The organism is Arenibacter flavimaris (genome assembly GCF_030291335.1).
Taxonomy (GTDB): Bacteria; Bacteroidota; Bacteroidia; order Flavobacteriales; family Flavobacteriaceae; genus Arenibacter.
In genome coordinates, this window is sequence record NZ_JASWIM010000046.1 from 18005 (window position 1) to 33853 (window position 15849).

A 15849-nucleotide genomic window follows, 5' to 3' on the forward strand; every position below is an offset into this window, starting at 1 on the left:
AGATGATTACATAAATTATAATATTCATAATGATAAATTTTTTGAAAAACACTTTGAATGGTTTTCTTGAAAAGAGAAATACGAAAAGATTACTAAAACTAGTTGGCGAACTAGGAGGAGAGTTTAAATTTTATCATGGAAGCAATATAGTACTTTCATATGGCTCAACTAAAAATGATATATCAATAGGTAAAAGATTTTATCTGCGAGGTGAATTAGCTAGTCAATATGGAGGAAAAATTACAATCGGCAATTATTCTATGATAGGAAAAAACACAATTATAGGGGCCGTAAACTCTGTGACAATTGGCAATTATGCCTCAATTGCTCATAATATTACGATTATGGATAATAATAACCACCCTGTACAACCTGATGATAGAAAAATAAAGCAACATTCAAATTCTGGAGATCAGCTTCGAAGTTGGAAATATTCCGTTTCCAAGCCAATTGTTATTGGAAACAATGTGTGGATAGGGTCCCACTCAAGAATTAACAAGGGTGTAAACATAGGAGACAATGCTGTTGTTGCCGCCCACTCTGTAGTGACAAAAGATGTTCCTGAAAATAGCATTGTAGCGGGTAATCCAGCAAAAATTGTCAAAACTGATATTCATTTATTGCCAAGATTTTTTGATTATAAGATAAATGACTAAAGTTTCGGATAACAAACAGACTTTTTGGCTTGCTTTTGGAAAAATTATCGCACTTTTTGCGACATTCTTCGTGCCACTTTTTCTGACAAGATTTTTAAATAAAGAAGAGTATGGTTTTTATAATCAATTTAATACTGTAATATTTTTTTTATCTTCTTTTTTTTCGTTCGGGATATCTTCGAATATATTTTATTTCTACCCAACAAACTTAAAAAAAAATCAAAAATCATTGTTATATCACACGGTCTTCTTTTTATTGATATTTGGATTATTATCAGCATTGTTTATTTATTTACCCTATTTCTCCGAGTTCTTTTTAGCAAATGATGAATTGCAGAATTATAAAACAGTTATTTACCTCCTAACAATAATATTGGTATTAACCACTATTATTCACCCTTTATATGTTGTTAAGAAAGATTTAGTTTTTAGTGTTTGGTTTCCTACCTTTCAAGTGGCTATTAAGGCAATCTTTATCGTAGGATTTTTTTTTATTATCCCAAGTATTAACTCAGTAATTAATGCCATTATAGTTTCTTCTTCAATAGTTTTACTAATTATAATTGGATATATTGGCAAGTCAATAAAAAAAGGGCCCGATGGACAGATTTATCATAAAGAACAAGCTATTATTCAATTCAGATATAATCTTCCTATTGGAGCGGCAATTGCAATAAAAACTTTTTCTCAAAAATTTGATAAATTAGTGGGAATCACTTATTTAAGCGCTTCCTCCTATGCTTCATATTCTATAGCTTTTTTTGGTATACCAGGTATACAACAAATATATGATTCTATATCCCAGGTTACAGTAATTAATATGGTCAAATGTTTCAGTAATGGGGAAATAAGACAAGCTCATAATTTATATAAGAGTATGGTCATAAAAACATTATCGTTTTCAATTCCAATAATTTTAATTGTAACTTTGAATGCTAAAGAAATAATAATTTTTTTATTCACAAATAAGTATTCAGACGCCACTATTTTATTTCAGTTATATCTAATTTCTTTTATTTTTGTAATGTTGGGTGCCGGTTTAATTTTGAGAGCGTCTGGCAATACTAAGTTCATAATTAGAGCCTTTCTATATGCATCCATAATATCAATTCCATCGACTTATTTTTTAATTAAAAATTATGGAAGCGTTGGGGCTATGTGCGGAGCACTTATTAGTATAATATTGCCGAAATTTTATCAAATCAAAAAAGAAATTGAATTTACTGAGTCTACTCTGTACACTTTTCTACCTTGGAAGCAAATAGGTACTATATTTTTAATATCACTAGTATCCATTGCCCCATTCACCTATTTAAAAAATAATATTATTGATAGAAATATAATTTATGTGGTAATAACTTCTAGCATCTATCTGCTTATTGTGACAATTATTGAAATAAATTTTGACCTTTTTATAATAAAAAAGGCAAAATTATTGAAGATAAAAAACGATTTTCTAAACACAATAAGGTAATGGAAAAATATATTAGGCTTGAATATTTCTTCATTCTAATGGTTCTAATATGGGACCCAGTTCAACGATTTATTCTTAAAGTGGATGGGGCTGGTTATTCCATAACATTATTAACTATTGTAGTATTATTATTCCTAATTAAAAAAAAATATTTTTATAAAATAGCATTCAAGAAACCATTAATGATTTATTGTTTTTGGCTTTTATATACTTATATCAATTCCATAATAATTGGACAAGGACATGACATTCCTTTTTTGTCTTTTATCACACAAATTACAGTTCCATTTGTTTTAATGACTGTTATAAGTTTAGAATATGTCCATAATAAAAAAAGACTCTTAAATGTCCTGATTTTTGGTATGTACCTTGGAGTCATACTTGTCTTAATATTTGTTTCGAAAACTGACCAAGGTAGAATTGGTGGAGAAATGAATTCCAATACTATTGGTATTATGGCAACAATTTTAACATTGCTTTTATACTTGAAATATTATTATAGAGGTTTTTCTATATATTTCTTTTCAATTTTAGTAGCTGTACCAGTAGTGGCTATAATAATGACCGGTTCTAGAACTGCTTTTGGCGGGCTTACTTTATTGATTATCCTACACTTTTTTATTTATCGATCTAGTAGTTTTTGGCTTAGTACAATTAAAATAGTACTGGGATTTATATTTTTTATGTTTCCTATGAAATATATATTAGAAAATACTGCCTTGGGTGAACGTATTTTAAATACGTCTAATCAAAGCGATGGGATGGAATTCCAAACTGGAAATCCAGTTTTAGATGCGTTTGGTGATAGAGGTTTTTTTTATTATCAAGGATGGGAAGTATTGAAAGAAAAACCAATTACGGGAATAGGTTTAGGAAATTTTAAAAACTATAATAGTTTAGAATTGGCACAACATTCCGAATATATGATACAATTGACGGAGTTAGGCGCAATTGGCTTTTTATTATTCGCTTATTTTTATTTTTTCATTCTAAAAAATCTTAATGAAATACGCCTATTCATAAGAAATAAAAGGGAAGCAGAACTATACATAGGATATATACTAATTGTTCTTGCTATGATTACAGCTACCCGAATGTATAGGGTATGGTTTATGTTTCTGATTCTTGGCCTAGTCATTGGTTTCATTGTTAGGACAAAACAAATTAATTATTCAAAAAAATTGAGACTTAAATGACATTTCTCTACATTATTCTAACTTTTAAAGTATTAATCTATAATTGAATGATATTCTGATATATTAATTGTTATATATCAGCTTATTTTTAATAATAACCAGTTAGATAATGAATTAAAAATTAGGAGTTAATGAAGAAAAAAGTAATTATTTGGACTACTGGTATTGATAACTTGCTCAAAGGACATGGCATGGTTTCTGGTATTGCCGTGCAAATGATGAATTGGGCAAATGTATTTTTTAAAAATAAATGGCAAGTTATATCCTTAACAGATAATAAAACTATAACTCCCTCTGAAAATAATGAAATCAAATTTCACATTTTCAAGAAAATTAGATTTCTAAATATTATTTTTGAATTCTTTAATACTTGCATTTTTATTGCTAAACATAAACCTCATTTAATTATAACGCGGGGTGCGTCCCGGCAACTTTTTGCTATTTCATTATTTTCCAAATTAATGCGAATCAAACTCATTTTGATGTTCGCCAGTGATTCAGACCTTATTAACGGTAAAGAACTTATAGCAAGACCTTGGGATAGATGGCTTTTTAGATTAGGGCTATTAAATGTTTCTAATTTTGTAGTTCAAAATTCGAAGCAGGAGAAACTTTTAAGAAATAGATCGCCTAAATCAAAATTAATCTGCATTCCCAATATATGGCCATATAGTAGTGAAGGATCTCAAAAACGAGATATTATTTTGTGGGTTTCCAATTTTAGAGAATTGAAACGACCAAAGTGGTTTATAGATTTAGCAAGAGAACTTCCTAATTTGAAGTTTGTAATGGTAGGAGGAGCATTAGATCAAAAACTCTTTGAGGAATGTAAAAAAAAAGCTTCATATGTTCATAATTTGCAATTCCTTGGCTCCTGCTCTTTACCAATGGTTAATGCCCTCTTTGAGAGAGCAACCCTTTTTGTTTGCACTTCTGAAATGGAAGGTTTTCCCAACACCTTTTTACAGGCTTGGTCCAATAAAATCCCTGTCATTACAACCTTTGACCCAAGTAATCTAATTCAATGCAAAAATCTAGGGGTAAAAGTAAATAGCATTGGGGAAGCCATAGACGCTATTAATTATTACAACAATATATCTTTTTACAATCAAACTAAAAATTCGATTACCTCATATTTTGAAGAACAGCATTTACCGCAAACTCAATACCAGAATTTAGTGACAACTTTTAAGATTTTATAGTATGCGCATAATCGAAATAATTGCGAGTCTTGGTCCAGGTGGAGCCGAAACTTTAACAAAAGATTTATCTATCGGATTAAAGAGTAAAGGAGCGGAAGTATTGGTTATTGTCGTAGATAAATTATATAATGAAACCTCTGAACAATTCAAAATTAAAAACCTTGAACAAAATGGAATTAAAATTAAATCACTAGGAAGAAGACCTGGGAAGAAATCAATCCGACCCTATTTGGTTTTAAATAGATTTATTAACGATTTCAAACCGAATATTGTGCATATTCATTCATTTATTGCCGGGGTTTATTCCCTACCTTTTGCAATTTCCAAACGTTCTATATCATTTTTCCAAACTATTCATAATACAAAGATATTTGAGTATAATTCACAAGCCTTTGTTCAAAAAACTATTTTTAAGATTTTGTTCAAAAAAATTTATTGTTCAGAAGAAGCAAAAATTAAACTATATAAAAAAATTGGAGAAGGAGCAATCATTAATAATGGAATTAATACCAATGCCCCAAAAAATATTCGCAATGGGATTGAAAAAGAATGGTCCATTCCGAAAGATGCTACAGTATTATTAAATGTAGGTCGCGTGGTTAAACAAAAAAATCAAATTTTGCTAATTAAAATGGTTGAGCAGTTGAACAACTTAAGTTTCCAAGGCAAATTATATTTACTGATTTGTGGTAATTATTCAGAAGATTTGGTGTATAAAGAAATTCAAGATATCATTTTAGACTTAAATTATCCTAACCAAATTAAATTTCTAGGAGTACGTAACGATATCATCGATTTAATGTATTCGTCCGACTTCTATATCTCCAGTTCTATTCATGAGGGCCTTCCCATAACTGCTTTGGAGGCCATGAGTGTAGGTGTTCCCTTAATTTTGTCACCAATAAATGAACATATTACCGTATTTGGCAATCAAAAGGCTGTTTATATACCTTCTGAATTTAGTGTGGAATCTTTTGTCAAATTGTTTAACAGTTTAAATTACCCTCACAACAAAAATTCTATAATTCGGGATAGGACTAAATTTAACCATCAATTTAGTATGGAATCTTGCGTAAATCAACATTACAAATTTTTTAAAAAACAACTTAATACCAATTATTAGTCAATTAAAAATTCCTGTGTTAACAAATTCGACCCAACCAAAAAATAATCGATAAATTACTGTATGTAATAATATTTATGATTGTCAATTAAATTTGTATATGAAAGACAAAAACATTCTCTTCATAGGTCCTTATTCAAAAAAACCAAAAGGTGGGGTAGCATTTGTGTTGCATGAATATGAAAAACTATATCCAAATTCCTATTTTGTAGCATCCACAATTTCAAAAAACAGTCTTACAAAACTATATGGTTTCACCTTTGGAGTCATTGAATTGATTTTCTTGTTATTAACTAAAAAAGAAATACATATTGTCCATATCCATGGGGCCTCCTATAACAGCTTCACTCGAAAAAATATTATTTTTAAAATCAGTAAATGGTTTAATAAGAAAACCATTTATCATGTTCACGGTGCAGAATACCAATTATTTTTTGAAAAATCCAATAATTACAAGAAACGTAAAATAGCTGATTTAATAAACAATGCGGATTGCATAATATCTTTATCTGAAAGTTGGAAAAACTTCTTTATAACTAATTTTACGCCTAAACGCGTTGAAGTTATTCCTAATATAATTGGAACTCCTTCAAATATTTCTATAAACAAATCAAATAAGGGCCCTGTCAATTTTCAATTTCTCGGCTATATAGACAAAAGAAAGGGAGTTTGGTTATTATTAGAAACATTAAAAGAACATAGAATTGATCTGCAGGGTAAGGCTATTTTTAATATTGCCGGTAATGGAGAGGTAGATAAATTACAGCGAATAATAAACCAATACCAATTAAAGGAAATAGTTCATTTTATCGGCTGGGTGTCAAATGAGGAAAAAATAAAACGCCTACAAGAGGCAGATGTTTATATCCTTCCATCTTATAACGAGGGGTTACCTATTTCTATATTAGAAGCGATGTCTTATTCTCTACCAATTATTTCAACCTACGTAGGGGGGATCCCAGAGGTAGTAATAGACAAACTTAACGGTTTACTTATTGAACCTGGAAATTCCAATCAATTGCTTTGTGCTATTGAGGTCATGGTTAAAAATAAAAAATTTAGAAAGACCGCAGGAAGTGAATCTTATAAAAGAGTCCAACCTTTTTTTCCAAAAATGGTAAAGAAAGAATTGGATAAATTATATAATGGGTTATGAACTTATCATATTTTTTTAGAAATAAATTAAAACTACCTTATTCCATAGGTAAATATGTCGCTTACATACCGTTTGCCTTTCGACCTGGCATAGGAAGATCTTATAGGCGTGCAAGAAGAGATATATCATTATTTGAAAAAAGTCACTCAAAAGTTCAAAAACTTTTTATTTTGGACAAAATGAAACTTATAACTTCATATGCATATGAAAATATTCCTTTTTATAATAATTACTATAAGAGCAAAGGATTTCATCCGAATCAACTTATATCATTCGAGGATATCCAACTGATTCCAACAATCACCAAAAAACATTTACAAGAGGTTCCATTGGAAGAGAGGACCAATCTAGCCCTTAAAAGCATGAAAGTAAATACAGGTGGTACTAGCGGAGAACCGTTATCTTTTTATACGCCACCAGAGAAAATGGGAATTGAATGGGCTCATTTACATTATATATGGAAAAATCAGTTTTCTTTTAAACCATCAGAATTGAAATTACTTTTTATAGGAAGAGGAGAGGTCAAGGATTACGTAGAATATGATGTTATTCGGCATAGTTTAAGATTGGATGTATATTCTGATTTCACTTTAATGTCACAAAGGCTCAATTCTAAATATTTAAATACGCCAATTCATTATCTACATGGCTATCCAAGTATAATTTATGAATTTGCACAGTACTGCAAGACAGACAAAATGTTACTATGGAAAATTACTAAAGACCTAAAGGGATGTATTTTAAATTCGGAATATGCATATGAGAAATATAGAAATTTTATTGAAAAAACATTTCGAGTAAAAACATTTACTTTTTATGGACACTCCGAGGGGTGCATTATTGCTCCTGAAATATCCAAAGATATGTACAAACCGTTACATTCATATGGATATACCGAAGTTTTGTCCGTTAATGATGAACAAAATTTAATTGGCACCAACTACTATAATTTTGTTTCTCCCCTGATCAGATATAACACCGAGGATGTTATTTACGATTGTACATTTGAAAATGGACTTTTAACTAATTTTAAGCTCAAAGAAGGAAGAGTTGGCGATAAGATAATTGACAAGCATCTAAAACAAATTTCATTAACTGCTTTAATTTTTGGAAGGCATCATTCCTTATTCGATTATTGCCGGCATATCCAAATAAAACAAAAGGAGCCAGGTAAAGCCACAGTATTTTATGTTCCTCATACAAAATTTGTCAATCATTTTGATTTGGATGAGCTTCAATTATTATTTAATGTTAAAGATATTTATGTTGACTTTTGCTTTAAGGAATTGCAAGAGCCCATACGCTCAAAAGCGGGTAAAGTAAGGTTATTGGTTAATTAGTACAAATTAATTTAATCTAAAGTCAAATTTAATTGACCAGATCAGCTATGAAAAGCTTAATAATATGGACTAAAGTGCTTATCTGCCCACCCTACAAATTAAACCATAATAAGATGGATTTATGTATAAGAATTACATTCCAATAAAATAAATCAATAGTTCCCCAAAACAGAATTACCATGCGAGCGAAAATGCAGAAATACCTCAAAGAGACCCTAAAATACCTAGTGCGATCCAAGCCCTTGATTCAAAAAGAAATTAAGGAAATAGAGCGACTCAGCTTGTTGACCCCTGATGAATTGACACTCCATAATGAACAACAGTTTTTAAAAATATTTAGAAAGGCCATTACAAAGTCCAAATTTTTCAGGCGTTTTTATGCCGAGGCAGGAGTGACCATCAATGATATAACCTCTATAAAGGATTTGCACAAGTTACCGATCCTTACCAAAGAGATCCTACGGCAAAATACCGAGTTGGTCCCTACGCAGCCTTCCTGGCTTTTGATATCGGCCAACACCAATGGCACCACAGGGAACCCCTTAAAATTATATCACAGTTACAAAAGCATTAAAAAGGAACAGGCCTATGTCTTTATAAACCGCAGAGATAGAGGGTTTACCTATGGGGAACCCTTGGTATCCCTTAAGGGAAATTTGCCCAAAAACATCTTTAAATTAAAGGTGCATGTCTCCAATACCCTATACCTGTCCAGCTTTAATCTCAATGCCAGCATTACGGAAAAGTACTATGCAGAACTAGTAAAGTTTAAACCTAAGGCCATAGAAGGCTTCCCCAGTTCCTTGTACAACCTCTGCCTACTCCTGAAAGATAAGAAACTGCAACTACAAATTCCAGTAGCCTTTACATCCTCGGAAACCTTGTATGATTTTCAACGGGAACTCATTGAAAAAACCTTGAACACCAAATTATATGATTACTATGGTACTACGGAGCGTAGCATTTCCTTAATGGAAAAGCTGGATCAGCAGGGTTATATGGAAAATCCAGGCTACTCCATCAACGAATATCACAAAAACAAGATAATTACCACCAGTCTCATAAAAGAAGGATTTCCCCTAATCAGATACGAGGTCAACGACAGGATCAGGTTTGGGGATAATAATCCCAATCCGCTATTTATACAAAAAATAGACGGGAGAACAGATGATGTGGTCATTGCCAAAGATGGTTCCAAAATTGGCCGTCTGGATTATTTAATACGAGGAATCAACAACATCCAAAACGCACAGGTGGTACAGGAAAAAATTGGGGAACTGACCATAAATGTATTGGCGTCCGAAGCCTTTGGGGAGGATGACATAAACCTAATTCAGAAAAAAGTAGATTATTATATTGGCAAGGATAATATGGACATCAATATTCAACAGGTAAACGAAGACGAATTGATATATACCTCCGGCAATAAATACAAATACCTTATTTCTAAAGTTGAGTAAATGCAGGCCATAGACAGATCTTTTTTAAACCTAAAAACCTATTGTGAGGCTGAAAACTTTAAGGGCTGGGATCCCTATGACGGCCTTAATTCCAAGGTGTTTAATGCCACCCCTCTAAAACATTGGGATTTGGCCAGACTGGTATGGATACAAGGTTTTAAACGCTCCCCCATCAATTTCCGGAAATTGTTCGCAGTGCCCAAGCAACACAATGCCAAGGGTATTGGGCTATTTTTAAATGGGTATTGCAATTTATATCAACTTGCAGAAAAAGGGGAATTGCGTTTTGGAACCAAAGAAGCTATTCTAAAAACAATAACGGCCTTGTCCGATCTGCTTTTACATATGCAGCACAAGGACTATTCAGGGGCTTGTTGGGGCTATAATTTTGATTGGCAGGCCCGTAGGCTGTTCTTATTCCCTGCCCACACCCCTACCGTGGTGGCTACCTCTTTCTGCGTACAGGGACTGGTAAAGGCCTATGATATCACCCAAAATCAGGAATACCTGCATACGGCCCTGAGTGCTGCCAATTTTATTACCAAAGACCTGAACAGGACAACTTTTAACTCGGGATTCCTATTTTCCTATTCTCCCCTCAAGGGAAATGATACGGTTATCAATGCAAGCCTCTTAGGCGCCAAAACCCTATCTTTATTATATAAATATTCCAAAGATCCAGAACACTTGGAACTGGCCCGTACTACCATAAAGGCCTGTTGCGAAGCCCAGCAAAAGGATGGTTCCTGGGTCTATGGCATGTTGCCCGTACAAAATTGGATCGATAGTTTCCACACGGGCTATAACCTGGATGCCATACAGGTTTATCAAGACGCATCTGGAAATATGGAATTTAAAAACTGTTTGGAGAAAGGCTTTCAGTACTACATCCAAAATTTTTTCTTGCCAGATGGAACCCCCAAATATTATCACGACCAAACCTATCCCATAGACATTCATTGTCCCGGGCAGTTATTTGTCAACCTTTCGTTGCACCGTAAATTTCCAGAAAACAAGGAATTGGCCGATAAGGTGATGCAGTGGACCCTAAGCAATATGCAGGACAGGCAGGGCTATTTTTACTACCAGCTAAAAAAAGGGATAAGCTCCAAAATATCCTATATGAGATGGAGCAATGCTTTTATGTTCAACGCAATCAGTTATTATCTATTGGAAACTAACAAAACAAATGGAATTTAAAAGTTTAAATGGGGTAAAAACATACGCTCCCCAATCCAGAGTGGAATTGATGGATTATGCCATGGCCCAAAAAAGTATCTTGGTAGCGGTGAATGCAGAGAAGATTCTACATGCCACGGATGTAACCCGCGCCATTATTAATAGGAACGTGGGCTACCCGGACGGAACCGGCGCCGTTTGGGCCTTACAAAAAAAGGGGCACCATGATACGGTTAAAATTCCCGGGTGTGAACTATGGTTAGATATCGTACAACGCTATCACAGCTCCAAAACCTTTTATCTGGTTGGGGGGCAACAGGCGGTGATAGATGCCACCGTAACCAAGTTACAAACCCATTTTCCTGGGATCAGGATCGTAAATTACAGAAACGGCTATATTAAAACCGTAGAGGAACAAACCGCCCTTATAGAGGACATTGCATTAAAACAGCCCGATATTGTTTTCGTTGCCATGGGCTCTCCCAAGCAGGAGTTGTTAATGGAGGAGATACAAACCCAACACCAAGCCCTATATCAAGGCTTGGGCGGAAGTTTTGATGTCTATATAGGAGCGGTAAAACGTGCCCCGGAGTGGTGGGTGAAAAATAATCTGGAATGGGCCTATCGCCTTATCAATCAGCCCAGCCGTATTAAAAGACAAATTCATTTGGTGCGCTTTTTTGTCAACCTACAACTGGGCAGATTATAAATCCATTCGTAAACAAATCAAACAGTCTTAAGGAAATAAAAGATGATAAAAAAATTAACGCTTATTGCAGGAGCCCGACCCAATTTCATGAAGATTGCCCCCATCATCCATGCCATTAAGGCGGCAAAGGCTCAAGGAAAGGAGATAGACTACCGTTTGGTGCACACAGGACAGCACTATGACAAAAAGATGTCCGGCGATTTTTTTGAGCAATTGGACATCCCGGAGCCCCATGCCAATTTGGAGGCGGGTGGCGGATCCCAAGCCGAGCAGACGGCCAACATTATGGTCCGTTTTGAACAGGAGCTCCTGGCCCACCCTACAGACCTTGTGCTGGTGGTAGGTGATGTTACCTCTACCATGTCCTGCGCCATTACTGCACAAAAACTGCACACTAAGGTAGCCCATGTGGAAGGGGGCATTAGATCCAATGATTGGACCATGCCCGAGGAAATTAACCGTCTGGTAACCGATGCCATAACCAATTACTTTTTCACCACCTCCGAAATTGCCAATGCCAATCTTAGAAACAGCGGCATAAAAGAGGAAAGCATTTTCTATGTAGGCAATACCATGATAGACACACTCCTAAAACAACGGCCACGTTTTACAAAACCCCCTATCTGGGACGCTTTAAATTTAGAGGACCGAAAGTACTTGGTCATGACCCTGCACCGCCCGGCCAATGTGGACCAGGAGGCTCAATTAAAAGCCCTGATAGATGAAATTATAGCCCATACCCAAGACCTGCCCCTTATTTTTCCGGTGCATCCACGGACCGCCAAAATTTTGGAAAATATTGGTATTTCACATCCTAGGCTACACATGGTGGAACCCTTAAGCTACCTGGAATTCAATTATTTGGTGGAAAGGGCCAAAGTAGTGCTTACGGATTCTGGGGGCATTACGGAGGAGACCACGGTGATGGGGGTACCCTGTATGACCTTGAGGGACAATACCGAACGGCCCGAAACCATTACCCAAGGCACCAACGAGCTTATAGGCACCAATCCCAAGGCCATTGCCCCTGCCATGGAAAAATTGTTCTCCGGGCAATGGAAAGCAGGTAGTATCCCTCATTTATGGGATGGTAAAACAGCGGAAAGGATCGTGGAACATTTGTTAACGTTATAGATTAAGTCCCTGCTTTTTAATTCCCTTAAAAAGAGGTAATTTTGCCTTTATTGCCCAAGACGGAAACCCTTGGTTGGAAGTGGAAGCTACAGATAATTTTTATGTATTTTGGAGAAAGGTGGGGCGTAAGGTGGAAAATTGCAGAAAATTAAGATAAGAGCTGCCATAGGCTGTAGTTCAAAAAAAATTAAATTCTAGGAGAAAGATGAAAGAAACACCCTATACGATAGAACATTTTGAGGAGGAAGAATCCTTGGAACTCAAAGAAATTCTTCAGAAGTACCTACGGTACTGGCCCTGGTTTTTGGTCGCAATTGTTTTCTGCTTAGGAATAGGGTATGCCTATATGCGTTGGGCCCCAATCATATACAGGTCCCAGGCCAAAATAAAGATCATAGACGAATCCCAGGAAGTGGATATTGCTTCCAATGCACTTTCTTTATTGGGAGGAGGTTCCAAGATTAATTTGGAGAATGAGATCGAAATCTTAAAATCGTACCGCATCCTTTCCCAGGTAGTGAACGAATTGCATTTGGACATATCCTTTTACGAAGTGGGGAATGTAAAGACCAGACGCATTTGGGCCCCACCCTTTCAGATTACCAAACATATAGCGGCAGATAGTATTCGAGCACCAAAACCTTATATAATCGAATTAAGTAAAAAAGGCATCACCATTACAGATGTCGAAGAAAATACTTATACGCCCAATCTAAACGAACCGGAACAATCTACCGAAGGTCTTCCCTTTAACATTAAAATGGTGGAGGGCATTGATCCTATCTTTTACGAGGGCATCACCTATAAGGTGGTGTTTAGCCCCTTAAAAAGCACGGTATTGGCTCTGGCTGAGAGCTTAGAGGTGCAAGCCACCAACAAGAACAGTGAAATTCTTTCTCTTTCCCTACAAAGTGAAAGTATGGACCTCAACGAGGCCATCCTAAACACCTTGATAGAAAAATTTAATCAGGACGGGGTCCTGGACCGCCAATTGGTAAGTCAGCGTACCCTGAACTTTATAGACGAACGCTTCCTCTACCTGAGCCAGGAATTGGATTCGATTGAAGGCGGCAAGGAGAGCTTTAAGCGTTCCAACAACCTTTCCTATATAGAAGCAGATGCCGGGATGAGCCTCCAAAGAAAGTCGGAGACCGAAGAAGAAGTGATTAAACTGGAGAACCAGATTTCCATTTCGGAAATCCTAAAGGAAACGGTCATCAACCAAAGTGATTACGGCCTCTTGCCCGCCAATATAGGGATAGAGAATACCAGCCTTAACAACCTGGTGGCCGGTTATAATGAAATGGCCCTGGAACGGGAAAAACTCCTTCCCACCGTAGGCAGCAACCACCCTACCCTACAGAACCTGAACGGCCAATTGGAACGGGCCAAGGTCAACATCATAAAATCCGTTAACATCTACAATACCCAATTAAGAAATTCGCTCAGACAATTAAAACTGGAGGAAAGCCGGGCCGGTTCGGTCTTTTCCAGATTGCCGGAAAAGGAAAAAATGCTACGCTCCATAGAACGGCAGCAGAGCATTAAGGAGAACCTCTTTTTACTCTTGTTGCAAAAACGAGAGGAAGCCGCCATTAGCTATGCCGTAACCGCGCCCACTGTGAAGGTAGTGGACTACGGACTTACCAATAATATTCCGGTATCGCCCAAAAAGACCATGGTCTATGCCCTTTCCTTGTTGGCAGGGTTGTTCCTGCCCTTTGCGGTGCTCTATATCCGCTTTACCCTGGACACCAAAATACACGAGCGTACCGACATAGAAAAGCTAAGCACCGATATCCCTGTGGTAGGCGAGATTCCTTTCTTTAAGGACGTAAAAAAGAAATTGGAAATCAACGACCGCTCCCTAATGGCGGAATCGTTCCGCATCTTAAGTACCAATGTGGACTATCTGCTTACCCAAAAGGAAAAAGGGACGGGGCAGTTGGTCATGGTCACCTCCTCCATTAAGGGCGAAGGCAAGACCCTTGTGGCCCACAATCTCTCCCTGGCCTATGCCAGTCTTAACAAAAAAGTACTGTTGATAGGTGCCGATCTTCGAAATCCGCAGCTACATAGCTTTTACGGTATAAGTGTAAACCATTTAGGCCTTTCGGATTATCTAAAGGATCCGGGAATGAACTGGAAAGACTGTGTGGTGATGAGCGGTAATGACAATCCTACCCTACATATCTGCTTTGGTGGTTCCGTACCTCCCAATACCCCACAACTCCTGTCTAGCTCCGGTTTTGAAAAATTCATCACCGCCGCCAAAAAGGAGTTCGACTATATCATTGTGGATACCGCCCCGACCATGTTGGTCACGGATACCCTTTTGATCTCGAAATTCGCCGATGCCACGGTCTTCGTTACCCGTTCGGGCCTAACGGACAAGCGCCTCTTGGAATTCTCAAAAAACTTGCACAAAACCAAGAAGCTTAGAAACATGGCCTATGTAGTCAACGGTGTGGGCAATGGCAAGGCCAAAAGATATAACTATGGCTACGGCTATGGTTATGGGAGTGGGAAGTAGAAAGGTGTTGAAATGTTGAAAGTTCAAAAGTTGAAAGTCGCCGCTATTACAATTAGCAATGAACAGTAATCAGTGGTCAGTAGTTAGTGAACAGTTTTAGTAGGCACTGTTGAGCTATAATGTTCAATGATATAAAGTTCAAAGAAGATGGTCATTTCGAACGACCAACGGGAGGAGAAATCTCACAAGTAGCTAAACATGAACAGTCTTCAGTGGCCGTTAATTTAGTCGATAGCCACAAGGCAATAGGCAATTGAGCAGTGAGCGGTGGCGGTATGCAGTTGTAGAGTGGAAAGTTATAATATTCAAAGTCCAAAGTCCGTCAATTCGAGCCTACCGACAAAGGCAGGCGTGTCCCGCGTTTTCGGCGGGAGTAGTCCGAAGTCGGGAGACTTCGCATAGCAGGGCTATCCATTGCAATCACTAATGCGTTTTTTTGTTAAGGTCTAAAAGTTGAAAGTCGCCGCTATTACAATAAGCAATGATCTGTGTTACTCGGCCAAAAGCTAGATAGCAAATTAATACATTGGTACATTAATCAATTGCTTCATTACCACATTAACCAATTGGATACTTCGGACCAAATTGCGCCAGGCTTTTCGGTTTCATTGCGCCAGTGATTTCGGTTCAAACTGCGCCACTTCCCTGAGGGATTTCGGTTCGTTTTGCGCCAGTGATTTCGGTTCG

The 15849-nt window shown here is 36.5% G+C and carries 12 protein-coding genes; all 12 read left to right on the forward strand.

The window, feature by feature from the left end; translation table 11 throughout:
• Positions 1–41 precede the first annotated feature (41 nt).
• The 12 genes from QSE00_RS22815 (at position 42) to QSE00_RS22870 (ending at position 15162) form a co-directional block, all read left to right on the forward strand.
• Entirely contained in the window at positions 42–656 is a 615-nt protein-coding gene (locus tag QSE00_RS22815) for an acyltransferase (protein WP_286107650.1), read from the forward strand.
• Positions 649–2130 (forward strand): lipopolysaccharide biosynthesis protein, encoded by a 1482-nt coding sequence (locus tag QSE00_RS22820; RefSeq protein ID WP_286107651.1) that lies wholly within the window; start codon positions 649–651, stop codon positions 2128–2130. The genes QSE00_RS22815 and QSE00_RS22820 overlap by 8 nt, the downstream gene beginning before the upstream one ends.
• A complete protein-coding gene (locus QSE00_RS22825) occupies positions 2130–3326 on the forward strand; it encodes an O-antigen ligase family protein (protein ID WP_286107652.1) in 1197 nt (398 codons plus the stop codon). Before QSE00_RS22820 ends, QSE00_RS22825 begins: the two co-directional genes overlap by 1 nt.
• Positions 3327–3457: 131 nt before the next feature.
• Positions 3458–4528, forward strand: a complete 1071-nt coding sequence (locus QSE00_RS22830; RefSeq protein WP_286107653.1) for a glycosyltransferase family 4 protein — start codon at positions 3458–3460, stop codon at positions 4526–4528.
• Position 4529: 1 nt separating this feature from the next.
• Positions 4530–5651: a glycosyltransferase gene (locus tag QSE00_RS22835; protein WP_286107654.1), complete on the forward strand. Its 1122-nt coding sequence runs from the start codon at positions 4530–4532 to the stop codon at positions 5649–5651.
• Positions 5652–5751: 100 nt separating this feature from the next.
• Complete coding sequence (locus QSE00_RS22840) at positions 5752–6807, forward strand: glycosyltransferase family 4 protein (protein ID WP_286107655.1); 1056 nt, start codon at positions 5752–5754, stop codon at positions 6805–6807.
• A complete protein-coding gene (locus tag QSE00_RS22845; RefSeq protein WP_286107656.1) occupies positions 6804–8147 on the forward strand; it encodes a hypothetical protein in 1344 nt (447 codons plus the stop codon). Before QSE00_RS22840 ends, QSE00_RS22845 begins: the two co-directional genes overlap by 4 nt.
• Positions 8148–8326: 179 nt before the next feature.
• Positions 8327–9607, forward strand: coding sequence for a phenylacetate--CoA ligase family protein (locus QSE00_RS22850; protein WP_286107657.1), 1281 nt, complete (start codon positions 8327–8329; stop codon positions 9605–9607).
• Positions 9608–10807 carry a delta-aminolevulinic acid dehydratase gene (locus QSE00_RS22855; RefSeq protein WP_286107658.1) on the forward strand — a complete coding sequence of 400 codons (1200 nt, stop codon included), beginning with the start codon at positions 9608–9610 and terminating at the stop codon, positions 10805–10807.
• A complete protein-coding gene (locus QSE00_RS22860) occupies positions 10797–11495 on the forward strand; it encodes a WecB/TagA/CpsF family glycosyltransferase (RefSeq protein WP_286107659.1) in 699 nt (232 codons plus the stop codon). The genes QSE00_RS22855 and QSE00_RS22860 overlap by 11 nt, the downstream gene beginning before the upstream one ends.
• Positions 11496–11537: 42 nt before the next feature.
• Entirely contained in the window at positions 11538–12629 is a 1092-nt protein-coding gene (gene wecB, locus QSE00_RS22865) for a non-hydrolyzing UDP-N-acetylglucosamine 2-epimerase (RefSeq protein ID WP_286107660.1), read from the forward strand.
• A 205-nt stretch (positions 12630–12834) separates the two neighbouring features.
• The gene (locus tag QSE00_RS22870; RefSeq protein ID WP_286107661.1) at positions 12835–15162 is read left to right on the forward strand and encodes a GumC family protein; all 2328 of its coding nucleotides are present in this window, start codon (positions 12835–12837) and stop codon (positions 15160–15162) included.
• The last annotated feature ends 687 nt before the right edge of the window (positions 15163–15849 follow it).